The organism is Ensifer adhaerens (genome assembly GCF_001270265.1).
In the GTDB taxonomy this organism is placed as follows: domain Bacteria; phylum Pseudomonadota; class Alphaproteobacteria; order Rhizobiales; family Rhizobiaceae; genus Ensifer; species Ensifer adhaerens_B.
Window position 1 is genome coordinate 293280 of the sequence record NZ_LGAP01000001.1, and the last position, 23827, is coordinate 317106.

At 60.8% G+C, this 23827-nt stretch carries 19 protein-coding genes; 13 read left to right on the forward strand and 6 right to left on the reverse strand.

The window, feature by feature from the left end; genetic code table 11:
* Window positions 1-6 precede the first annotated feature (6 nt).
* The 10 genes from nuoL to AC244_RS01415 all read left to right on the forward strand — a co-directional run bounded on the left by nuoL (window position 7) and on the right by AC244_RS01415 (window position 12454).
* Complete coding sequence (nuoL, locus tag AC244_RS01370; protein ID WP_053247048.1) at window positions 7-2001, forward strand: NADH-quinone oxidoreductase subunit L; 1995 nt, start codon at window positions 7-9, stop codon at window positions 1999-2001.
* Window positions 2001-3512 carry an NADH-quinone oxidoreductase subunit M gene (locus AC244_RS01375; RefSeq protein ID WP_053247049.1) on the forward strand — a complete coding sequence of 504 codons (1512 nt, stop codon included), beginning with the start codon at window positions 2001-2003 and terminating at the stop codon, window positions 3510-3512. The genes nuoL and AC244_RS01375 overlap by 1 nt, the downstream gene beginning before the upstream one ends.
* Before the next feature lie 19 nt (window positions 3513-3531).
* A complete protein-coding gene (nuoN, locus tag AC244_RS01380) occupies window positions 3532-4977 on the forward strand; it encodes an NADH-quinone oxidoreductase subunit NuoN (protein ID WP_053247050.1) in 1446 nt (481 codons plus the stop codon).
* Window positions 4977-5741 (forward strand): biotin--[acetyl-CoA-carboxylase] ligase, encoded by a 765-nt coding sequence (locus AC244_RS01385; protein WP_161807837.1) that lies wholly within the window; start codon window positions 4977-4979, stop codon window positions 5739-5741. The genes nuoN and AC244_RS01385 overlap by 1 nt, the downstream gene beginning before the upstream one ends.
* Window positions 5742-5764: 23 nt before the next feature.
* Window positions 5765-7432: a ribonuclease J gene (locus tag AC244_RS01390; protein WP_053247052.1), complete on the forward strand. Its 1668-nt coding sequence runs from the start codon at window positions 5765-5767 to the stop codon at window positions 7430-7432.
* A 69-nt stretch (window positions 7433-7501) separates the two neighbouring features.
* On the forward strand, window positions 7502-7906 hold the full coding sequence (gene mce / locus AC244_RS01395; protein WP_053247053.1) for a methylmalonyl-CoA epimerase: 405 nt from the start codon (window positions 7502-7504) through the stop codon (window positions 7904-7906).
* A gap of 128 nt (window positions 7907-8034) precedes the next feature.
* Entirely contained in the window at window positions 8035-8304 is a 270-nt protein-coding gene (locus tag AC244_RS01400; RefSeq protein ID WP_025426599.1) for a DUF1467 family protein, read from the forward strand.
* A gap of 787 nt (window positions 8305-9091) precedes the next feature.
* Window positions 9092-10420 (forward strand): proline--tRNA ligase, encoded by a 1329-nt coding sequence (gene proS, locus AC244_RS01405; protein ID WP_053247054.1) that lies wholly within the window; start codon window positions 9092-9094, stop codon window positions 10418-10420.
* Between the two features lie 20 nt (window positions 10421-10440).
* Window positions 10441-11751, forward strand: a complete 1311-nt coding sequence (locus tag AC244_RS01410) for a lipoprotein-releasing ABC transporter permease subunit (protein WP_053247055.1) — start codon at window positions 10441-10443, stop codon at window positions 11749-11751.
* Window positions 11752-11767: 16 nt separating this feature from the next.
* Window positions 11768-12454 carry an ABC transporter ATP-binding protein gene (locus AC244_RS01415; protein ID WP_053247056.1) on the forward strand — a complete coding sequence of 229 codons (687 nt, stop codon included), beginning with the start codon at window positions 11768-11770 and terminating at the stop codon, window positions 12452-12454.
* 65 nt (window positions 12455-12519) lie between these two features.
* On the opposite strand, the gene AC244_RS01420 is transcribed toward AC244_RS01415, so the two are convergent.
* Window positions 12520-12987, reverse strand: coding sequence for a DUF5680 domain-containing protein (locus AC244_RS01420; protein WP_053247057.1), 468 nt, complete (start codon window positions 12985-12987; stop codon window positions 12520-12522).
* 80 nt (window positions 12988-13067) lie between these two features.
* The gene (locus AC244_RS01425) at window positions 13068-13640 is read right to left on the reverse strand and encodes a hypothetical protein (protein WP_053247058.1); all 573 of its coding nucleotides are present in this window, start codon (window positions 13638-13640) and stop codon (window positions 13068-13070) included.
* Between the two features lie 446 nt (window positions 13641-14086).
* On the opposite strand from AC244_RS01425, the gene dnaE reads away from it, so the two are divergent.
* Window positions 14087-17584: a DNA polymerase III subunit alpha gene (gene dnaE / locus AC244_RS01430; RefSeq protein ID WP_053247059.1), complete on the forward strand. Its 3498-nt coding sequence runs from the start codon at window positions 14087-14089 to the stop codon at window positions 17582-17584.
* Between the two features lie 104 nt (window positions 17585-17688).
* Here the strand turns inward: dnaE and AC244_RS01435 are convergent, their stop codons facing one another.
* The 4 genes from AC244_RS01435 to AC244_RS01450 form a co-directional block, all read right to left on the reverse strand.
* On the reverse strand, window positions 17689-18927 hold the full coding sequence (locus tag AC244_RS01435; protein ID WP_053247060.1) for a L,D-transpeptidase family protein: 1239 nt from the start codon (window positions 18925-18927) through the stop codon (window positions 17689-17691).
* A gap of 104 nt (window positions 18928-19031) precedes the next feature.
* A complete protein-coding gene (locus tag AC244_RS01440) occupies window positions 19032-20324 on the reverse strand; it encodes a DNA polymerase IV (protein ID WP_053247061.1) in 1293 nt (430 codons plus the stop codon).
* A 162-nt stretch (window positions 20325-20486) separates the two neighbouring features.
* Window positions 20487-21128 carry a hypothetical protein gene (locus AC244_RS01445; RefSeq protein WP_053247062.1) on the reverse strand — a complete coding sequence of 214 codons (642 nt, stop codon included), beginning with the start codon at window positions 21126-21128 and terminating at the stop codon, window positions 20487-20489.
* Between the two features lie 2 nt (window positions 21129-21130).
* Complete coding sequence (locus AC244_RS01450; RefSeq protein WP_053247063.1) at window positions 21131-21403, reverse strand: DUF3572 domain-containing protein; 273 nt, start codon at window positions 21401-21403, stop codon at window positions 21131-21133.
* A 156-nt stretch (window positions 21404-21559) separates the two neighbouring features.
* On the opposite strand from AC244_RS01450, the gene AC244_RS01455 reads away from it, so the two are divergent.
* On the forward strand, window positions 21560-21931 hold the full coding sequence (locus AC244_RS01455) for a response regulator (protein ID WP_025426610.1): 372 nt from the start codon (window positions 21560-21562) through the stop codon (window positions 21929-21931).
* A 17-nt stretch (window positions 21932-21948) separates the two neighbouring features.
* Window positions 21949-23316 carry a PleD family two-component system response regulator gene (locus tag AC244_RS01460; protein ID WP_053247064.1) on the forward strand — a complete coding sequence of 456 codons (1368 nt, stop codon included), beginning with the start codon at window positions 21949-21951 and terminating at the stop codon, window positions 23314-23316.
* Window positions 23317-23827: the final 511 nt, after the last annotated feature.

Below are 23827 nucleotides of genomic sequence, written 5' to 3' on the forward strand. Positions count from 1 at the left end.
TGGGCTATGGATACCATCATCAAGGCTATCGTCTTCCTGCCTTTGATCGGCTTTCTGGTCGCCGGCCTTTTCGGCACTTCGATCGGCGCCAAGGCTTCTGAATACGTCACCTGCGGACTGATGATCATCGCCGCCGCATTGTCGGGGTACGTCTTCTTCGACGTCGCGATGGGCGAGCAGGAACTGATCAAGGTGTCGGTGCTGCGCTGGATCCAGTCCGGCAGCTTCGATGTCGAATGGGCGTTCCGCGTCGACACGCTGACAGCAGTCATGTTCGTGGTCGTCAACACGGTGTCGACGCTCGTGCATGTCTATTCGATCGGCTACATGCACCACGATCCGCATCGTCCGCGCTTCTTTGCCTATCTGTCGCTGTTCACCTTTGCGATGTTGATGCTGATCACGTCCGACAACCTGCTGCAGATGTTCTTCGGCTGGGAAGGCGTGGGTCTCGCATCCTACCTGCTGATCGGCTTCTGGTATAAGAAGCCGTCGGCGAACGCCGCCGCGATAAAGGCGTTCATCGTCAACCGCGTTGGCGACTTCGGTTTCTCGCTTGGCATCTTCCTCGTCTTCGTGCTGTTCGGTTCGGTCAGTTTCGAAACAATCTTCGCTGCGGCCCAGACCTACCTGCCGGCAGAAGGTGCAGCAGCAGGGGAGGCGGTCGTCACGCTGTTTGGCATGCACCTCGACAAGGCTGATGCCATCACGGCAGCCTGTCTCTTGCTCTTCATGGGCGCGATGGGCAAGTCGGCGCAGTTCCTGCTGCACACCTGGCTTCCGGACGCGATGGAAGGCCCGACCCCTGTTTCGGCCCTCATTCACGCCGCAACCATGGTTACCGCCGGCGTCTTCCTGGTCGCCCGCATGTCGCCGCTGTTTGAACTGTCACCGAGCGCTTTGACCGTCGTCACGCTGATTGGTGCGATCACGGCCTTCTTTGCCGCGACCGTCGGTCTGGTCCAGAACGACATCAAGCGCGTCATCGCCTATTCGACCTGTTCGCAGCTCGGCTACATGTTCGTCGCACTCGGCGTCGGCGCCTATGGCGCGGCCATCTTCCACCTGTTCACGCATGCCTTCTTCAAGGCTCTCTTGTTCTTGGGTGCAGGCTCGGTCATCCACGCCGTCGATGGCGAACAGGACATGCGTTACATGGGTGGTCTTCGGAAGCACATTCCGCTCACCTACTGGATGATGTTCATCGGCACGATTGCGCTGACCGGCGTCGGCATTCCCGGCACCGTCATTGGTACCGCCGGCTTCTTCTCGAAGGATGCCATCATCGAATCGACGTTCGCTTCGCACAGCGTCGTCTCGGGCTTCGCCTTCGCGATGCTGGTCATCGCCGCACTGTTCACGAGCTTCTATTCCTGGCGTCTGACCTTCATGACCTTCCACGGCAAGCCGCGCGCTTCCTCGGATGTCATGCATCACGTCCATGAATCGCCCCAGGTCATGCTGGTGCCGCTCTACATCCTGGCGGCCGGCGCACTGGTGGCAGGCTTCCTGTTCCACGACTACTTCTTCGGCCACCACTATGCCGAGTTCTGGCAGGGTGCATTGTTCACGTCCGCCGAGAACGAAATCCTCGAGGAATACCACCATGTTCCGCTGTGGGTTAAGTGGAGCCCGTTCTGCGCCATGGCGCTCGGTCTCTACACGGCCTGGTACATGTACATCCGCCGGCCTGAGGTGCCCAAGTACCTGGCGGAGCAGCATCGCGGCCTCTACCAGTTCCTGCTCAACAAGTGGTACTTCGACGAGCTGTACGACTTCCTATTCGTGCGCTCCGCCAAGCGCCTCGGCACCTTCCTGTGGAAGGAAGGCGACGGCCGGGTCATCGACGGCCTCGGTCCGAACGGGATTGCGGCACGCGTGCTTGATGTCACCGATCGTGTTGTCCGGCTGCAGACCGGTTACCTCTATCACTACGCGTTCGCCATGCTGATCGGCATCGCAGCGCTCGTTACATGGATGATGCTCGGGAGTTCCTTCTGATGACCGATTGGCCCGTACTTTCCGCGGTCACCTTCATGCCGCTCGTCGGCGTTCTGCTTCTCTTGCTGACAAGAGAAGACAGCGCCTACGGCCGCCGCAACATCCTGAACGTATCGCTGCTGACCACGATCTTCACCTTCGCCGTGTCGGTCTATATCTGGTACCAGTTCGACAGCTCGAACCCGGGCTTCCAGATGACCGAGAAGCACGAATGGCTCGGCACCGGGATTTCCTATCATCTCGGCATCGACGGCATCTCCGTGCTCTTCGTCGTTCTTTCCGCCTTCCTGATGCCGTTCTGCGTGCTCGCGAGCTGGCTGTCGGTCGAAAAGCGGCTGAAGGAATACATGATCGCGTTCCTGATCCTGGAAACGTTCATGATCGGCGTGTTCGTGTCGCTCGACATCGTGCTGTTCTACGTGTTCTTCGAGGCCGGCCTCATTCCGATGTTCCTCATCATCGGTGTCTGGGGCGGCAAGGATCGCGTCTACGCGAGCTACAAGTTCTTCCTCTACACGCTGCTCGGCTCGGTGCTGATGCTGCTCGCCATCATGGCGATGTACTGGCAGGCCGGTACCACCGACATCACCGAACTGCTTGGCTACAACTTCCCGCGTGAGATGCAGACGTGGTTATGGCTTGCCTTCTTCGCGTCCTTCGCGGTGAAGATGCCGATGTGGCCGGTGCACACCTGGCTTCCCGACGCGCACGTTCAGGCGCCGACGGCGGGTTCGGTCATCCTGGCCGCCATCCTCCTGAAGCTTGGCGGCTACGGTTTCGTGCGCTTCTCGCTGCCGATGTTCCCGCTGGCTTCCGACTATTTCGCGCCCTTCGTCTTCACGCTGTCGGTCATTGCAATCATCTACACCTCGCTGGTGGCGATGATGCAGTCCGACATCAAGAAACTGATTGCGTATTCGTCCGTCGCACACATGGGCTACGTGACGATGGGTATCTTCGCGGCCAACACGCAGGGCGTTCAGGGTGCGATTTTCCAGATGCTGTCGCACGGCATTGTCTCCGGCGCGCTGTTCCTTTGCGTCGGCGTTGTCTATGACCGTCTGCATACCCGCGAGATCTCGGCCTATGGCGGTCTCGTCAACATCATGCCGAAATATGCCGTCGCCTTCATGGTTTTCACCATGGCCAACGTCGGTCTTCCCGGTACATCAGGCTTCGTCGGCGAAGTGCTGACCCTCGTCGGCGTCTTCCGCGTCAATACCTGGGTTGCGTTCTTTGCAACGAGCGGCGTTATTCTCTCGGCTGCCTACGCGCTCTGGCTCTACCGCCGAGTGATCTTCGGCGCGCTGGAAAAGGAAAGCCTGAAGGCTCTGCTCGATCTTTCGGGACGTGAGAAGGCGATCCTCTACCCGCTGGTGATCCTGACGATCTTCTTCGGTGTCTATCCGGCGCCGATCTTCGATGCGACTGCAGCCTCCGTGGATCTGCTCGTCAACAACTACTCCGCAGCCCTGCAGGCAGCGCAAAACGTTGCGCTTTCGGTGCAATGACCACAGGACGTGATTGGACATGACTGCTGAAACCCTCCTCGCTAGCCTGCAGCTCTCGATCCCCGAGTTGATCCTCGCGGTCGGCGCGATGGCGCTCTTGATGATCGGCGTGTTTGCTGGTGAAAAGTCGACCTCGACCGTCACCGGCCTTGCGGTTGCCGTTCTCATCATCGCCGGTCTCTGGCTCGTCCTGAAGACGGGCGAGGGCGAAGCTTATGGCGGCGCCTTCCTGTCCGATCCCTTCGCCAAGTTCATGAAGGTGCTGGCTCTGATCGGCTCCATCACCGCCATGGTGATGACGGTGGGCCATGCCCGTTCCGCGCAGATCGACCGTTTCGAGTTCCCGGTGCTCTTGGTCCTCGCCACCCTCGGCATGCTGCTGATGATCTCGGCCAACGACCTGATGTCGCTGTACCTGTCGCTCGAGCTGCAGTCTCTGGCGCTTTACGTCGTTGCCGCTATCAACCGTGACAGCATCCGCTCGACGGAAGCCGGCCTGAAGTACTTCGTCCTCGGCGCGCTATCCTCGGGCATGCTGCTCTATGGCATGTCGCTCGTCTATGGCTTCACCGGCCACACCGGCTTTGACGAGATTGCCGCTTCCCTGACGACGACGGGCACGCCGTCGCTCGGCCTCATCTTCGGCCTGGTCTTCATTCTTGCCGGTCTCGCTTTCAAGATCTCTGCCGTGCCGTTCCACATGTGGACGCCTGATGTCTATGAAGGTGCGCCGACGCCGGTAACGGCGTTCTTTGCCGCTGCTCCGAAGGTTGCCGCCATGGCCATCTTCGTTCGCGTCGTCATCAACGCGTTCGAGCCGGTCGTTGTCCAGTGGCAGCAGATCGTCGTCTTCATCTCGATCGCTTCGATGCTGCTCGGCGCCTTCGCTGCGATCGGCCAGAAGAACATCAAGCGCCTGATGGCCTATTCCTCGATCGGCCACATGGGCTACGCGCTCGTCGGTCTCGCTGCCGGCTCGATGGCAGGCGTGCGCGGCGTTCTGCTCTACATGCTCATCTACATGGTCATGACGCTCGGCACCTTCGCCTGCATCCTCGCCATGCGCCGCAAGGACGGCGAGAACGTCGAAAGCGTCGACGACCTCGCGGGCCTGTCACAGACCAACCCCTTCATGGCCACGGTCCTCACCATCCTGATGTTCTCGCTCGCCGGCATTCCGCCGATGGCCGGCTTCTTCGCGAAGTACTTCGTGTTCATGGCGGCGATCGAAGCGCATCTGTACGCGCTCGCCATCGTCGGTGTGCTCGCATCGGTCGTCGGTGCCTACTATTACCTGCGCGTCATCAAGGTGATGTGGTTCGACGACGCCAAGGGTGAGTTTGCCCGCACGGCCGGCGAGCTTCGGCTGGTCTTCGGTCTCTCGGGCCTGTTTGTGGTCGGATATGTCCTGATCGGCGGTCCGCTCGGCAACGCCGCTGAAGTCGCGGCGCGGACCTTCTTTTGATCGGCCTTGAAGGCGGCGGCCGGGTTTCGCTCGACGATTTCCGGCACATCGCTCTCAATGAGGTCGGTTCCACCAACAGCGAATGCCTGATGCGGGCGCGCGAGGGAGACAGGGGAAATCTCTGGATCACCGCCGCCCGCCAGACAGGCGGACGCGGCCGACGTGGCCGGGCCTGGTTTTCAGAGCCCGGCAATCTCTATGCCTCGCTCCTGTTGATCGAGCCGGCCCCGATTGAGCTACTGCACTCGCTGCCGCTGGCCGTGGCCGTCGCGGTTCACAGGGCCATCCGGCAGGTGATGCCGCTTGCCGGCGCTCCGGTCGAGATCAAATGGCCGAACGATATTCTCATCGACGGTAAGAAGACCTGCGGCATCCTGCTTGAAGGCGAGAGCCTGGCGGACGGCCGCCGCGCTCTGGTCATCGGCTGCGGCATCAATATTGCCGTCAAGCCCGACGAGGCGCTCTACCCGGTGACTTCGCTTCGCAACGAAGGGGCGTCGGTATCGCCGGACGAACTGTTTGCCCATCTGTTCCTGACCATGGCCGAAACGCTTTCCGTTTGGGACCGCGGCAGGGGTGTGGCACACATCATAGACCAATGGCGGGCGGCAGCGCGCGGCATCGGTGAGACCATTACGGTGAACCTGCCGGATCGGTCGCTTTCCGGCCGCTTTGCCGGTATTGATCAGGACGGCCGGTTGATGCTCGACACGGGCTCGAACACGATGCAGACGATTGCCGCCGGCGACGTATTTTTCGGATAATCAAAACAAGGGCGCATCAAAACATGGCGCAAGAAGAAGAACTGGTGTTCTTGCCGCTCGGCGGCGTCGGCGAAATCGGGATGAACCTTGGCCTCTATGGCTACGGCAAACCCGGTCAGCGACAGTGGATAATGGTCGATTGCGGAGTCACCTTCCCGGGGCCCGAACTTCCCGGGGTGGATCTGGTTCTGGCCGATATCAGCTTCCTGGCGGAAGAGCGCCGCAATCTCAAGGGCATCATCATCACCCATGCCCACGAGGACCACTACGGTGGCCTCAACGATCTTTGGCCGGGGCTGAACGTGCCGGTTTACGCCTCGCCGTTTACGGCGGGCATGCTGGAGGCCAAGCGCGACTTCGAAAAGAGCCGCGGCGAAATTCCGGTGACGATCTTCAAACAGGGTGATCGCATCAATGTCGGCCCGTTCGAAATCGAAGCGGTCGGCGTCAACCACTCGATCCCCGAGCCGATGTCGCTGATCATCCGCACGCCGCTTGGCGCGGTCGTGCACACCGGCGACTGGAAGATCGATCTTCAGCCGTCGCTCGGGCCGCTGACCGACGAGCAGCGCTTCCGCAAGATCGGCGACGAAGGCGTGCTGGCGCTTGTCTGCGATTCGACCAATGCCCTGCGCGACGGCGTCTCGCCGTCGGAGCAGGAGGTTTCCGCGAGCCTGACTGAGATCATATCCAAGGCTGAAGGTCGCGTGGCGATCACCACCTTCTCCTCGAATGTCGGGCGTATCCGATCGATCGCGGAGGCTGCCGATGAGGCGGGCAGGGACGTGCTGCTTCTCGGCAGCTCGATGAAGCGCGTCGTGGCCGTCGCCCGCGACCTCGGCCTGATGGAAGGCATCAAGCCCTTCCTCGCCGAAGACGAATTCGGCTATGTGCCGCGCGACAAGGTCGTCGTGATCCTCACCGGCAGCCAGGGCGAGCCGCGCGCAGCGCTTGCCAAGATCGCCCGCGACGAGATGCGCAACGTCGCCTTCTCCGCCGGCGACACGGTCGTCTTTTCGTCGCGCACCATTCCCGGCAACGAGAAGGCGATCAACGACATCAAGAACGGCCTGATCGAACAGGGCATTCACATCATCACCGACGGTGAAGCGCTGGTACATGTGTCAGGGCACCCGCGGCGCAGCGAACTGCAGCAGATGTACCAATGGGTCCGTCCGCAGATCCTCGTTCCGGTGCATGGTGAAGCGGCGCACCTGACGGCGCATGCCGAGCTTGGCCTGCAGTCGGGTATCGCCAGCGTCCCGCGTCTTCGCAACGGCCAGATGCTGCGGCTGGCGCCGGGGCCGGCGGAGGTCATCGACACGGCGCCGCATGGCCGCATCTACAAGGATGGCTCGCTGATCGGCGACTTCGAGGAGATGGGTATCGGCGAGCGGCGCAAGCTCTCCTTTGCCGGGCATGTCTCCGTCAACGTCGTGCTCGACAATCGCTACGACTTCCTCGGCGATCCGGACCTCGTTGCCATCGGCTTGCCTGAGTTCGACGACGAGGGCGAGGACATGGAAGACACGCTCTACGACGCCGTGCTCGGCGCGGTGGAGAGCATTCCGCGCGCCAAACGCAAGGATCTGGCCATGCTGCAGGAGGCGGTGCGCCGCGCCGTGCGCAGCACCGTAAACCAGATCTGGGGCAAGAAGCCTGTGGTGACCGTGTTCGTCACCAAAGTCTGATTTCCTTCATGCCCCCGGCGTTGTAGACGTCCGGGGGCATGAAATCGGCAGGAAGGTTGGAGGATCGCGATGCTCGGACGTGTGAACCATGTGGCAATTGCCGTACCGAATCTGGCATCCGCGGCGGAGAGTTACCGGGTGACACTCGGCGCTTCCGTTACCGAGCCGCAGGTCTTGCCCGAGCACGGTGTTACCGTGGTTTTCGTTACGCTTCCCAACACCAAGGTCGAACTACTGGAGCCACTCGGCGACACCTCGCCGATTGCAGCGTTTCTTGCCAGGAATCCCTCCGGCGGCATGCATCACATCTGCTACGAGGTCGAGGACATCGTCGCAGCCCGTGACACCTTGAAGGCGTCCGGTGCACGCGTTCTCGGCGACGGCGAGCCGAAGATCGGCGCCCACGGCAAGCCGGTGCTCTTTCTGCACCCGAAGGATTTTCAAGGTACGTTGATCGAGCTTGAACAGGTGTGACAGTTGATCGCGCGATGCGGATTTGTGTGATCGCGCCCGTGGCGTTATAAGCGGGCCAGAATGTCGCGAGGATCGTTCCGTCGATGGCCAGGGGCCACTTCGGAAAAGGTCCTCATTGGGAGCCTGAAATGCCGCTTTTTTCCACCTTTGCCATCTATTTCATTATCTGGTGGCTGACGCTGTTTGCCGTTCTGCCGCTCGGCGTGCGCACGCAGGCGGAGGAAAACGAGGTTGTGCCTGGCACCGTCGAAAGTGCGCCGGCGCGCTTCCGTGCCAAGCGCGTCATCCTGCTGACGACGGCGATCGCGGCGGTCATCCAGCTCGCCTGGTACATTGTATCGGTGCGGCTCGGCTACGGCATCGACAGCATTCCGCGCTTCTATCCGAAGTTCTATTGAGATTGCGAAGGTTGCGGCGAGGCATTTGCTTGCCAAGCGCTGATGATATTGGGCGAAGAAACACGCCGGCGAACAAAATCCCCAGTTATGTATGTCCGACTTTTTGTGACGATGGCCCTTCATGCGGGACGTTAGCGGCTGCTGGTGTGAAACCAGGGCAATCTTACGATTGACCGCCCAGAAATTGACACAGTTCCAGAATCTTTGGGTGCTTCGCGGCGCATAGGTCGGCGAAAGGCAAAAAAAAACAAGGCTAAAAGCCTTGTTTTTCAAGTATCGCGTGATCTTTAATCCGTTTCCGGCGGCAGCGACGAAGCGCGCCTAAGATCTTATCCTCCCAAGACTTGACCGCGAAAGTCGGCAAGAATTTAGACTTCTTGCCTGTTTTGTGAGCCGAAATTAGCCCAAACATTGGGCGATGTCACTCTATTTTTTTGCATTTTTGCTACAGTTGGATAAAATTTCTCCGTTGACAAGCATCGTCGCAATCCTGTTACTAGCGTGCTCTTTTGACGCAGGTTTCGGCCCGCGGTTTCTCCTCCGAATCTCTCGATCCGCTCTGTGCTGTTCCCGCCGCAAGCAGGGTTTTCATCCGGGCGCGAAGCGGCTATGAACGCAGGGCTCGGAAAGGTTCCCGCCGATTTGTCGGTGGCGGAAATTTGAGAGCCGACCCCAAGAAGCAATGGTCGCCTTTGCCAGTTTTCGGTGAGACCGGCGTGCCTGAGCTCAACGTCATTTCGCCCGAATCCGTCGATAGTGCGACGTTCATCAAGTTCTGGAACCCGTCATGCGCCTGTCCCGCTTTTTCATGCCCATCTTGAAGGAAAATCCGAAGGAAGCGGAAATCGTTTCCCACCGCCTTATGCTCCGGACGGGCATGATCCGGCAGCAGTCCTCGGGGATCTATACCTGGCTGCCGCTTGGAAAGCGGGTTCTCGACAAGGTCAATGCGATCGTTCGCGAAGAGCAGAACCGCTCCGGCGCCATCGAGCTGCTGATGCCGACGCTGCAATCCGCAGAACTCTGGCAGGAAAGCGGTCGTTATGATGCTTATGGCAAGGAAATGCTGCGCATCAAGGATCGCCAGGATCGGCCGATGCTTTACGGTCCGACCAATGAGGAAATGATCACGGACGTCTTCCGTTCCTACGTGAAGTCCTATCGTGATCTGCCGCTTAATCTCTATCATATCCAGCTGAAGTTTCGCGACGAGATCCGTCCGCGCTTCGGCACCATGCGCTCGCGCGAGTTCCTGATGAAGGATGCCTACTCCTTCGATCTCGACCGAGAAGGCGCCGAGCACGCCTATAACAAGATGTTCGCCGCCTACCTGCGCACCTTCTCGCGCATGGGGCTGCGCGCCATTCCGATGCGTGCCGACACCGGCCCGATCGGCGGCAATCTCAGCCATGAATTCATCATTCTTGCCGAAACCGGCGAATCCGAAGTCTTCTGCCACAAGGACTTCCTCGGTTTCGACATTCCCGGCGAAGACACCAATTTCGACGATGTCGCGGGTCTGAAGACGATCTTTGACAAGTGGACGTCGCGCTACGCCGCCACCTCCGAAATGCACGACGAGGCTGCCTTCAACGAAGTTGCAGAAGGCGATCGTCTTTCGGCTCGCGGCATCGAAGTCGGCCATATCTTCTACTTCGGTACCAAGTATTCCGAGGCAATGGGCGCGAAGGTTCTCGGCCCGGACGGCAAGGAACATACGGTCCATATGGGCTCCTACGGCATCGGCCCGACGCGGCTGGTCCCGGCGATCATCGAGGCGTCGCATGACGACAACGGCATCATCTGGCCGAAGTCGATCTCGCCGTTCGATGGCGTGATCATCAACATGAAAACCGGCGACGCAGCTTGCGACGCAGCCTGCGAGACGCTCTATTCGAAGCTGGGCACGGCGGGATTCGACGCACTGCTCGACGATACGGACGACCGCGCCGGCGCCAAGTTCGCGTCCGCCGATCTCATCGGTGTGCCGGTCCAGATCATCGTCGGGCCACGTTCGATCGCCAACGGCGAAGTCGAGCTCAAGGATCGCAAGACCGGTGAGCGCGAGACCATGACTGTCGAGGCGGCCCTCAACAAGCTGATCGCGACGAAGTAAGTGAGGCAAGGGGAGGCAGGATGACCGCCGTGACGGAAGATCAGGTGCAGGCTGCTGGCCAGTCTGCAAAGTCCGCCAGCCGCCCCTTTTCCGCCTTTGAGCGCATGGTCGCCTGGCGTTATCTGCGTTCGCGGCGCAAGGAGGCCTTCATTTCGGTGATCGCCGGCTTCTCCTTCGTGGGCATCATGCTCGGCGTCGCGACGCTGATCATCGTCATGGCGGTGATGAACGGTTTTCGCACCGAACTGATCTCGCGCATTCTCGGCATCAACGGCCATATGATCGTGCAACCGATCGACGGTCCGCTCAACAACTACGCTGATCTCGCCACGCGCTTTTCCGGCGTGAAGGGCGTGACCATGGCGATCCCGCTGGTTGAGGGACAGGTCCTGGCGCAGGGCGTTGGCGATGCCTCGACCGGCGCTCTCGTGCGCGGCATCCGCGCCGACGACCTCGGCAAGATGAAGTCGGTCTCCGACCATATTCAATCCGGCGATCTCGTCGGCTTCGCCTCCGGCAGCGGCGTGGCGATCGGCTCACGCATGGCCGAGCAGCTCGGCATCCAGGTGGGCGGCACCATCACGCTGACATCGCCGAACGGCGACGTGACGCCCATGGGCATGAACCCACGGGTCAAGGCCTATACGGTCTCGGCAATCTTCGAGATCGGCATGTCGGAATACGACGCGTCCATCATCTTCATGCCGCTCGAGGAATCGCAGCTCTTCTTCAATGCGGAAGGTTTGGCGCAGCAAATCGAGATCTTCGTCGAACACCCTGATATGGTCGACGAGCTGCGCAAACCGGTCGAGGACGCCGCGGAACGGCAGATCTTCATCACCGACTGGCGCGACCGCAACAAGACGTTCTTTTCCGCGCTCGAAGTCGAGCGCAACGTGATGTTCATGATCTTGACGCTGATCGTTCTGGTCGCGGCGCTGAATATCATCTCCGGGCTGATCATGCTGGTGAAGGACAAGGGCAGCGACATCGCCATCCTTCGCACCATGGGCGCGACCTCCGGATCGGTCATGCGCATCTTCTTCATGACCGGGGCCGCGATCGGCGTGGCGGGAACCGTTGCCGGCGTGCTGCTCGGTGTCGTCGTTTGCCTGAACATCGAGTCCATTCGCCAGTTCTTCTCCTGGATATCAGGTACGACGCTGTTCAGCCCCGAACTCTATTTCCTGAGCCAGCTGCCGGCGGACATGAACGCCGACGAGACGATCCTCGTCATCGTCATGGCCCTCAGCCTGTCGTTCCTTGCCACGATCTTTCCGGCATGGCGCGCCTCGCGTCTCGATCCCGTGCAGGCCCTGCGGTACGAATGACAAGGACAACATCTGAATGAATGCGCGCGTGGCACTGCAGCTTTCGGGCATCGAGCGTAATTACGGGCAGGGGGACACCTTTCTCTCGATCCTCAAGGGTGCGGACTTCACGCTGAAAAGCGGCGAGACCGTTGCGCTTGTGGCGCCGTCCGGCACTGGCAAGTCGACGCTTCTGCATGTCGCGGGCTTGCTCGAGCGCCCGGATGCCGGAAAGGTCGTGGTCAACGGCGTGACCTGCGAAGGTCTCAATGACGACAGGCGCACCGCGATCCGTCGCAACGAGATCGGCTTTGTCTACCAGTTCCATCATCTGCTTCCGGAGTTCACCGCTCTCGAAAACATCATGATGCCGCAGTTGATCGCCGGTCTCGGCAAGGCTGAGGCCGCAGAGCGGGCGAGGGCACTGCTCGATTACATGCGCATCGGCCACCGAGCCGACCATCGCCCGTCGGAGCTATCGGGCGGAGAACAGCAGCGGGTGGCTATCGCCCGCGCCGTTGCCAATGCACCACTGGTGTTGTTGGCCGATGAACCGACCGGTAACCTCGATCCGGAAACAGCAGGCTACGTCTTCGAGGCGCTTGAAGCACTGGCCCGCCAGTCGGGGCTCGCAGCCCTGATCGCCACGCACAACCACGAGCTGGCATCGCTGATGGACCGGCGGGTGACGATCGAAGATGGCAAGGTCGTCGAACTGAAGTAACGCTCGTGACAACGCCCGTCGCCGATGGAGCCGGGCGATATCGATGCGACGCGAGACCTCTTGGCTCAGGGTACGATGAGACCGCCGCGATAGTCGAGTTCGTAGGCCTCGTCGCCGTCGACAAAAATAACCTCACGTCCGGAAAAGTGCCCTGTGTCGCCACGGCTGCTGTCGATGTAATAGCCATAGGCGTGCCGATATTCCATTCCGCCGAGGAAGTGCTGCTTCTCCCGATACATGGTCTCGAGCGCGGCCTTGATGACGATGCCGGCGCGTTCCGCATCGATCAGGTCGGGTCGGATAACGCGGCCGAAGTAATTCATGGCCCAACGGGTATCGTCCTCGAGCCAGACGGTCTCCTGCCCGGCGAAATCGGTTCCACCGAAATAACTGTCGAGATACCGCCACTGACCGCGCTCATAGCCGATATCGCGCGATCCCACGCGCGAAGGAGCACGCGCTCTACCACCGCCGACATACGTCTTCGATTTGGCTTCCACGATGAAGTCTTTGAGTTGCTCGATGCTGGCCATGAGAACACCCTGTTTGTTCCCCGGCAGCATGCCGCGACATCGCATCGATGTAAAGAACAAAAAGGGAACAAGAGACTCAATTAGTAGATGCCGCAGGCGTGCTGGCCGCGGTCGTCGGTCCAATCCTTGAGAAGCACAAGTTCGCCTTTGACGCTGACGGGCTTGTCGTTCGATTTGCCCTTACCGGTCAGGACATTCAGATCGCATTGCGAGGTGTTGTTGGGATCGAGCGTGTCGTAGGACGAGTAGGTGTAGCCGGCGACGACAAAGTCGAAATTGCGATAGGCGACGGTCAGCTTCTGTTCCCAGCGGTCGCGGCCGACCGAATCGTTGTGGGTGGTAATCAGCAGCGAGCCATTCGGGAGCGCGGTGATAGACGGGGCCTGGCCGACAAGGCCGTATTGGCCCCAGACCTTGTTCGGAATGGCTGACTTGACCGCTAGCGGGCCGTCTTCGCCGGCGAGGTAGATGTAGACGGCATTGTCCTCGTCCGTCCCGTCGCCAGGTTTCACCAGCAGCGCCAGATCGCTTGCGCCGTCTTTGTTCCAGTCGCCGGTCGCGGCCGAAACGATGCGGCCGGGGTCGATCGCCTCGGCGGCAAAGGCGAGGGAAGGAAGCAGGAAGACGAGGGGCAGGGTTAGGCGTGCATGCATGTCGCTGTTGCTCCGTGTGGTTGCTCTAGTCATAGGCGCGATGGGCGGAGCACTCAAGGTTTCGGTTAATGGTCTCGAGCGGTCATTGTCGACGCAGTTAACCATGCGCGGTGGAAAGCGGGCGCTGTGTCCGACAGCGGTTGACGCGTGAACAAAAATAGAACAAAGTAAAAACATAACGGAAAAGGAGCCATGTTATGACTGATTTTGTTCGTGACCTCGCCGCCTTCACATCGATGGGCCTGTTCGTCGCCAGCGTTGCCTTCATCGCTCTCGGGCTTTGATCTGAGGGCATATTTTCGAAGAGGCGCGATCCCGATGCGGGGTCGCTCGATACCATCCCGGCACCGCACCGTTGAAAAGAACGCCGGCCCACGATGCAAAACTGGACATGGCGGGTGATAAGCGGGATATCCTGACACCCTGACAGGAATCAGGGTGTAGAAATGGCGGATCAAGGCAGCGTGGAACGGAACGATCAGACGGCTGCGAACCCGCAGTTCGTGCATCTGCGTGTTCACTCGGCTTTTTCGCTGCTCGAAGGGGCGTTGCCTCTGAAGAAGGTGATCGGCAAGGCCGTGGCCGACGCCCAGCCGGCGATCGGCATCGCCGACACCAACAATCTTTTCGCAGCCCTCGAATTTTCCCAGAAGGCGGCCGAAGACGGCCTGCAGCCGCTGACCGGTTGTCAACTGTCGATCGACATGGAAGACGAGGCCGACGGCGATCGTCGCGGCCACGCCCAGCAGCTTGCCAAGCTGCCAGCCATCGTCCTGATCGCAGCGACGGACGACGGCTATACGCGATTGGTCGATCTGGTGAGCCGCGCCTATCTCGGTGGGGAAGGCAGCCAGGTCACGCGGATTACGCGTTCGTGGCTTGCAGAGGCTGGTACCGATGGGTTGATCGCACTTTCGGGTGCCGGCGGCGGCCCGATCGATATGGCGGTGAAATCCGGCTCGACGGCCCTGGCCGAGGCGCGTCTGGAGGCCCTGAAGGATCTCTTCGGCGATCGGCTCTATATCGAATTGCAGCGGCACGGCAACTTCGACCGCCGACACGAAAGCCGGATGATCGATCTGGCGTACAAGTTCGATGTGCCGCTGGTGGCGACCAACGAGGCGTTCTTTCCCTCGCCATCCGACTACGACGCGCACGACGCGTTGATGGCGGTTGCGCATAACGCCATGGTTTCCGACGACAGCCGCTTCCGCTTGACGCCGGATCATTACCTCAAGAGCCGGAAGGAGATGGCGGCGCTTTTCGCCGATCTGCCCGAAGCGCTCGAAAACACCATCGAGATCGCGCGACGGTGCTCGTTCATGCTGAAGACGCGCGGGCCCATTCTGCCGCGGTTCACCGGCGCCTCCGACGATCCGGAGGAGGCCGAGCGCGCCGAGTCCAGCGAGTTGCGCCGACAGGCGGAAGAGGGGCTCGACGACCGCTTGCGCAAGCTCGGCATGGCGCCCGGCTATACCGAGGAAGAGTACCGCGAACGGTTAGCGTTCGAACTCAGCGTCATCGAGCGCATGAAGTTCCCCGGCTACTTCCTGATCGTTGCCGACTTCATCAAATGGGCCAAGCAGCACGACATTCCCGTCGGCCCGGGCCGCGGTTCCGGCGCGGGCTCGCTCGTCGCCTATGCGCTGACGATCACCGACGTCGATCCGATGCGGTTCTCGCTGCTGTTCGAACGCTTCCTCAATCCTGAACGCGTGTCGATGCCCGACTTCGACATCGACTTCTGCCAGGATCGGCGCGAAGAAGTCATTCGCTACGTCCAGGCGAAGTACGGCCGCGAGCAAGTCGCGCAGATCATCACCTTCGGTTCGCTCCAGGCGCGCGCAGCGCTGCGCGATGTCGGCCGTGTGCTCGAAATGCCCTACGGCCAGGTCGACAAGATCTGCAAGCTCGTGCCCAACAACCCGGCCAACCCGACGCCGCTGTCGAAGGCGATCGAGGAAGAGCCGCGTCTGCAGGAGGAGGCGGAAAAGGAACCGGTCGTCGCCCGTCTTCTCGACATTGCCCAGAAGATCGAAGGCCTTTATCGCCACGCCTCGACCCACGCCGCCGGCATCGTGATCGGTGATCGGCCGCTGTCGAAGCTGGTGCCGATGTATCGAGATCCGCGCTCCGACATGCCGGTCACCCAGTTCAACATGAAGTGGGTCGAGCAGGCTGGCCTCGTGAAGTTCGACTTCCTCGGCCTGAAGACGCTGACAGTGCTGAAGGTGGCCGTCGATTTCGTCAAGGCGCGCGGCATCGAGGTCGATCTCGCCAGCATTCCGCTCGACGACGAGAAGACCTACGAGATGCTGTCGCGCGGCGAAACGGTCGGCGTGTTCCAGGTGGAAAGTGCCGGCATGCGCAAGGCGCTGATCGGCATGCGGCCCGACTGCATCGAGGACATCATCGCTCTGGTGGCGCTCTATCGCCCGGGCCCGATGGAGAACATCCCGGTCTACAACGCCCGCAAGCACGGCGAAGAAGAGATCGAATCGATCCATCCCAAGATCGACCATCTGCTCAAGGAAACCCAGGGCGTTATCGTCTACCAGGAACAGGTGATGCAGATCGCCCAGGTTCTGTCGGGCTATTCGCTCGGCGAAGCCGACCTTCTGCGCCGCGCCATGGGTAAGAAGATCAAGGAGGAGATGGACAAGCAGCGCGCCCGCTTCGTCGACGGCGCGGTCAAGAACGAGGTGTCGAAGCCGCAGGCCGACCTGATCTTCGATCTTCTTGCCAAGTTCGCCAACTACGGCTTCAACAAGTCGCACGCTGCTGCCTACGCCATCGTTTCCTACCAGACGGCCTATATGAAGGCCCACTATCCGGTCGAGTTCCTGGCGGCGTCGATGACACTCGACATGGCCAACACGGAGAAGGTCAACGACTTCCGTCAAGATGCTGGGCGCCTCGGCATCCAGGTGATTGCCCCGTCGGTCCAGTCTTCCTTCCGGCATTTCCAGACCGGCGACAAGCGCATCTATTATTCATTGGCGGCCATCAAGGGCGTCGGCGAATCGGCGGTCGAGCACATCGTTGCCGTTCGCGGCGACCGCGAGTTCGCGAGCCTTGAGGATTTTTGCCTGAGGATCGACCCGAAGCTGCTCAACCGGCGTGTGTTCGAAAGCCTGATCGCCGCCGGCGCCTTCGATTGCTTCGGTTACGATCGGGCCGAGCTGGTCGGCGGTCTCGATCGCATCCTGGGCTTTGCCCAGCGCGCGCAGGAAAACAAGACGAGCGGACAGAGCGATATGTTCGGCGCAGGGGCGGCCACCGGACCGGAACGGATCGCGCTTCCCACCTACACGCCTTGGCTCGCCTCGGAAAAGCTGCATCGCGAATTCCAGGTTCTGGGCTTTTATCTCTCGGCCCATCCGCTCGACACCTATAATCCTCTGCTTGCCAAGATGCGCGTCCAGACCTTCGGCGATTTTGCCGGTGCGGTGAAGAAGGGGGCAACGGCCGGACGGCTCGCCGGCACCGTTACCTCCAAGCAGGAGCGCAAGACCCGGACCGGCAACAAGATGGGCATCATCGCCTTCTCGGATTCATCCGGCCAGTTCGAGGCCGTGCTGTTCTCTGAAATGCTGCACCAGTACCGCGACCTGCTCGAGCCCGGTAAATCGCTGGTGATGACCGTACAGGCGGAGGAACGGCCGGAAGGCATCGGCCTTCGCATCCAGACCCTGCGCTCGCTCGAGGAAGAATCGCTGCAGATGCAGAAGGCATTGCGCGTCTATGTGCGCGATTCAGGACCGCTGAAGTCCATCGCCGCCCATTTGAACGCCAGGGGCGAGGGCCTCGTTTCCTTCATCGTCATCAAGGACAACGGGCAGCGCGAGATCGAGGTCGAACTCAGCGAGAAGTTTCGGATTTCGCCGGAGATCGCAGCAGCACTTCGCTCGGCCCCGGGTGTGGTCGACGTCGAGCTCGTCTGACCGCGCTTACATGATTGCTTGAACAAACGTCGCTTCACGGACGGTACGGCACGTTAGCCGCGATCGCAGCATTGTTTTGCGTGTCGTATCGGTTAAGCGGGGCGTTAGCCCCGAGGTGATGCGCGGGTGACAGTGATGAAATCGGTACCGTCGCCGGTTTCAAGGCCGCTTTCCATATCGGAAATAGACAGCGACGAGCCGTCGGCGAGCAGTTCGCCGATCCGTTTGCGGACATCATCGGATACTGTCAGGCGACCAAGCGTTCGCTGCACGGCGTTGAAGGCGGACGGGTCGGCATCAATGGTGATGCCGAGGCGCTTTTTCGTCGCTGACGGCAGATGGTTTTCGAGCGAAACGCCGTACCATTTGCCATCGGTTTTTCCGCCGTCAGTCTCCTGAAATTGCAGGAAATGTGTGCCGAGCGCCTGCTCTGGGCTGTCGATTGTGATGCCTGCCTCGAAAATCGGCTTGAAACCCTGGCGAACGAGGATCACGCCATTTGGCGGAGTGTCACGCCCCGCCTTCTTGAAGATGGCTTCGGTCAGTTCCGGCGTCAGCTTGCCGTCGACGGGCGATCCCTCGGCGGTCTGGAACGCGCTGATGGCGGCGACTGTGTCCGGGCCGATGTGGCCGTCCGGCACGCCGGCGACATAGCCGAGCTCGTTCAGCGCCGACTGGACCGCACGCCTGATATCGCGCTCGCCGCGTCTGGTAATCAGCAAGCGGATCGGCTCGCGATCTTCTGCAGCAATGGCTGACGTCGCGGTGGATGCCTCGGTCATCGCCACTTCGACCGGCATATTCTCGGCCTGGCTGATCGCCGGGCGCAGGGGCACATCCGACAGCGGCGCAGGGTTTTCGCCTGGTGCCGGCTCGCGCTGAAAGAGCATGGCGCTTGACACCTCGGTGGGGCTGACCTGCCGGTCCGTAATCAGGACATGCATGCCGCGCGACGTCATCTTGAACAGGCTGGCGGCAAACTTGCTCGGCAGGCGCACGCAGCCGTGCGAAGCGGGATAGGCCGGCACGTGATTGGAGCCATGCAGCGCGATGCCCGACCAGGTCAGCCGCTGCATGAAGGGCATCGGCGCGTTCGAATAAATGTTGGATTTGTGGTGACGGCGTTTCTCCAGGATCGAGAAGATGCCCGTCGGTGTCGAGTGGCCGGCCTTGCCGGTAGAGACCGCCGAGGTCGCGATCACAGCATCGCCATCATAGACGACGAGCGATTGCTGGTTCTTGGAAACGATGATCTGCAGCGGTGCGCCGCTTCCGGCAAAGCCGGCCGAAGGCGAAAACAAGAAGACGACGACGCTGGCCGTGAGAGCGAAACGCGATACCATACACTCATCCCAACACGTAAACTGGCCGACGAGCTTAGGCTGTAATCTTTAAAGAATTCGTCCGGACCCGATGGGCGAAACGTCAAGGTGCCGCCGATAACGCACTATTGATCGCGCTTGCGGCTGCCGAAGGTGTAGCCGGTTTCGACGCTTGCCTTGCCGAACTTGTCACGCAGCTTGTTGATGGCGTCTTCGGCGGCAGCGCGGCGGGTCGCGGCTGGGTCGACAAGATCCGGCGGGTCGGCGAGATCGGGGCTGGAAAGATCGCTGACGCCGATGCCGATCAGCCGGTACTTCGTGCCGTCGACTTCCTTTTCGAGAAGCTGGAGTCCGGTGCGGAAGATGCGATCGGCGAGCCGGGTCGGGCTATCGAGACGGCGGTTGCGGGTCCTGATCTTGAAGGCGGCAGTCTTTAGTTTGAGAACGCCGGTCTGGCCGGCGAGTTCGGGTTTGCGCAGGCGGTGCGCGACCTGTTCGCTCCGCCGGCGCAGATGTGTGACGAGATCGTCGTAGCGGGCGAGATCGTCGTTGAACGTCGTCTCGGACGACACGCTTTTCGCCTCGCCGTCAATCTCGACGGTCCTCTCATCAAGACCACGCGACAGGCGGTAGAGCCTCTGGCCCATGGTGCCGTAGCGGCGCATCAGGTCGGCTTCCTCCATCGTCTGAAGCTGGCCGATCGTGCGAATGCCGTCGCGCTCCAGCGTGGCGGCGAACGCTTTACCGACACCCCAGATCAAGGTCACCGGTCGTTCTCTAAGGAATTCGAGCGCTTCGGCCTGGCCGATCACCGAGAAGCCGCGAGGCTTCTGCAGGTCCGATGCAACCTTGGCGAGGAACTTGCAGTAGGAAAGCCCGACGGAGACGGTGATGCCGATCTCCTGTTCGATGCGGCGGGCAAAGCGGGCGAGCGTGCGGGCAGGGGGATCGTGGTGCAGCCGCTGGGTGCCGTTCAGTTCCAGGAAAGCTTCGTCGATCGAGAGCGGCTGCACCAGCGGTGTCAACTCCTGCATCAGCGCGCGAACCTCGCGGCCGACGCGAACGTATTTTTCCATATCGGGCTTGATGACGACCGCTTGCGGGCAGGCTTCGAGCGCCTTGAACATCGGCATGGCCGAGCGCACGCCGTGGATGCGGGCGACGTAGCATGCTGTCGAAACGACGCCGCGCTTGCCGCCGCCGATAATCACCGGCTTGTCGGCAAGCTCCGGATTGTCCCGCTTCTCGACGGAAGCATAAAACGCGTCGCAATCGATATGGGCGAGGGTCAGATCGTAAAGCTCGGCATGACGCAGGAGACGCGGACTGCCGCAGCCAAGGCAGCGTCGCGCCGTCGCGGTCTGTTCCCTGAGGCAATCACGGCAGAAGCCTGGAGTTTGAGAACCACTGTCGAGCATATCTGGAACAAATGTTGAACATCGCGACTTTACGCTCTACGCTGGCGAGTCTCAAGGGAGGCTGCGTTGGAAATTGCCTTGCACGTCAGATTGCCGACGCCAAGCCGCAGGTCGGATTTTGAGCGACGTCGCGCGGATCTCGCCTCGTCGGATCGGACGGCGCTACCGTTGGAAATGCGCGCGAATGGCGCTGGCGGCATCGGTCCAGTCGGCGGCAATGTGAACACATCCATCCGGCGCAGGCGCGAGCGCGCGAAACTCGGCGTTCGCCATCAGGTTGATCAGCAGGCAGGACGGCGCGTGCGCCTGCACCGATTGCAGGTTGCGCGCGATGTCGTCGATGAAAACAACGGGAAGTGCCCGTCCGGCATGCAGGCGTTGAACGATTGGGCCTTTGGGGTCCTCGGAGGCGAGCAGCGGATAGGGAAGATCGAGCCGGTCGAGCAGAGCGCGACGCGCGGCCGCATGCCGCGGCGGCATGGCCGTCAGGAAGACGATGTCTGCCAGAGCGGACAGTTCGTGAAGAGCCTCGACAACGCCGACAGCCGGCGTCTGCCAGCGATCCTGCGCGGCGTAGAAAGCATCGAGCATGTCTTTGACGTCGGCCTCGGTCGCCGGCTGTTCCGTCGCGCGATGGATGATGTTGCCGGTCAGCCGGAACGAGCGCGGCAGGAGGACATGGTCGCGGCTTTCGAGAAAGGCCCGGAAGGGATCCAGGAATTCGAGCACGACTTCGTCGATGTCGCTGACGATCAGCGGACGGTTGCTGAGGCGGATTTCATCGTTAAGGACAGTATTGCTCAAGTTCAGCTGTCCTGCAGGTCGGCGGCGCCGGAAAGCTTCTCGTGCGCGCGCACGACATCCCGGGGGGCCGTCCCCGTCGCCTCGCAGAAAGCGATCAGCGTCGGTTCGTGGTCCATGAGAAAGGCGACGAGCCCGCCCATGAAGCCCGGCTCGCCGATCGCATTGCGCAGGGAGGACGGATCCGTCCCCGTCAGCGCCAGAAATCGGGACAGCAGGTCCGGCTCGCCGGCAAGCCAGGAAAGAATGTCGATGGCGATTTCGTCGGCGCTCTTCAATGTCTTGGCCTCCTACTGTTTTTACGCCCGGAATTACCTATTTTTCAACCAAATAGGATTATCGTTGAACTCGAGGAAATGGGTCGAGTCGTTGGCTTTGCAACTTAGATGTCTTGAGAAGACTTGCAAGAAGACGACGGACAGCAAGGGATCGACATGCCCAAACAGGTAATGATTGTTGAGGATAACGAGCTGAACATGAAGCTCTTCCGAGACCTGATTGAGGCTTCCGGCTACGCAACGATCCAGACGCGCAACGGTATGGAGGCGCTCGAATTGGCGCGCAAGTATCGTCCCGATCTGATTTTGATGGACATTCAGCTGCCGGAGGTTTCCGGGCTCGAGGTCACGAAGTGGCTGAAGGAAGACGATGAATTGCACGTGATCCCGGTCATCGCGGTGACCGCTTTCGCGATGAAGGGCGACGAGGAACGTATCCGCCAGGGTGGATGCGAAGCCTATGTTTCAAAACCGATTTCTGTGCCAAAGTTCATTGAGACGATCAAAACCTACCTTGGCGATGCCTGAACGGCGGGAAAATTGATATGACTGCGCGCATTCTTGTTGTCGATGACGTGCCTGCCAACGTTAAGCTTCTCGAAGCGCGCCTGCTGGCCGAGTATTTCGATGTGCTGACTGCGGGCGATGGTCATACGGCCCTGTCGCTCTGTGAGACGACGCCGGTCGACCTGGTGTTGCTCGACATCATGATGCCCGGCATCGACGGCTTCGAGGTCTGCGAGCGGCTGAAGGCCAATCCCCGCACCGCACATATTCCGGTGGTCATGGTGACTGCACTTGACCAGCCTTCCGACCGGGTTCGTGGATTGAAGGCCGGCGCCGACGATTTCCTGACGAAGCCGGTCAACGATCTGCAGTTGATGTCGCGGGTGAAAAGCCTCGTGCGCCTGAAGAATGTCAGCGACGAGTTGCGGCTGCGTGCCCAGACGGCCCAGACCATCGGACTTCAGGAACTGGCCCGCCAGGATCGTCCGGACGAGCCGGGCAACATCCTTCTGGTCGATGGCCGCGGCTCCTCCCAGGAGCGGCTGCAGCGGACGCTCAAGCCGATTGCCGATGTCTCTGTTATCTCCGACCCGCAGGCGGCGCTGTTCGAAGCGGCCGAGAACAATTTCGATCTCGTCATCGTCAACGCCAATTTCGACGACTACGATCCCTTGCGGCTTTGCTCGCAGCTGCGGTCGCTGGAGCGCACGCGCTTCATTCCGATCCTGCTGATTACCGAGCAGGGCAACGATGAGATGATCGTGCGTGCGCTCGACCTTGGCGTTACCGACTACATCATCCGGCCGGTTGATCCCAATGAGCTTGTTGCCCGCTCGTTGACGCAGATCAGGCGTAAGCACTGCAACGACATGCTGAGGAAGAGCGTGCAGCAGACGATCGAGCTGGCGGTCACAGATGGCCTCACAGGGCTGCACAATCGCCGCTACCTCGACAATCACCTGAAGCTGCTGATGGATCGCGCCGCAGCGCGCGGACGCCCGTTGTCGATCTGTATGACCGATATCGACCGGTTCAAACACGTTAACGACACCTACGGCCATGACGTCGGCGACGAGGTGCTGCGCGAGTTTGCCAGCCGCATCCGCTCGACCGTGCGCGGTGCCGATCTTGCCTGCCGCTTCGGCGGCGAAGAGTTCGTCGTGGTCATGCCCGACACGCCGCCGGAGATGGCCGCCGCCGTTGCTGAACGGCTGCGCCACATCATCGAGAGTCAGCCGTTTTCCATACCGCATGCGGATGGCGCGCTGGTCATCACCGCGTCGATGGGCATTGCCGGCATGAAGCTGGAAGGCGACACGGCGGAAGCTCTGTTGAAGCGCGCAGATATGGCGCTCTATCAGGCGAAGAACGAAGGCCGCAACAGAGTGGTGGCGGCTGCGGCCTGACGGGAGGATCTGGGCTACGTCATCCGCTGGCGGTTTGACGAAAATCCAGGCCCTCTCTTGCGACATGCCCTTAAAGTTGTATTCTTCGCCGCGTCGATGCTACCGAGGGGTTTGGTGGCCGCGATGGCCATGCGTTTCCATGTCCTAGGACGATACAGAATTAACCATGCGCCGAGCAACACCGCTTCGCGCATTAAGAATTCGTTGATTTTTTTCTATTTTCAGGTGATGCTGATAAACACGGGGAGATAGTCTCCACCAATTTCGGTTACCCCATGATGCTCAGGTCCGCCGCATCTCCTGGGTCGTGGGGTCGGTCGGTTGGCTTTTGACACCTGCGGAATCCTCGTGCCGCGGTTAGAAGCCAGCCGACCCCCATTCAAAGCGCTGTTCCGGAAGGGGCGGCGCTTTTTGATTCGTGCCTGTGCGCATGCACGGTCGCGGGAGGCATGAAAAGGGGGCGGGGCCGCCGAATTGGCTTCGGCCGCTTCATGGCGCATCAACGGAAAGG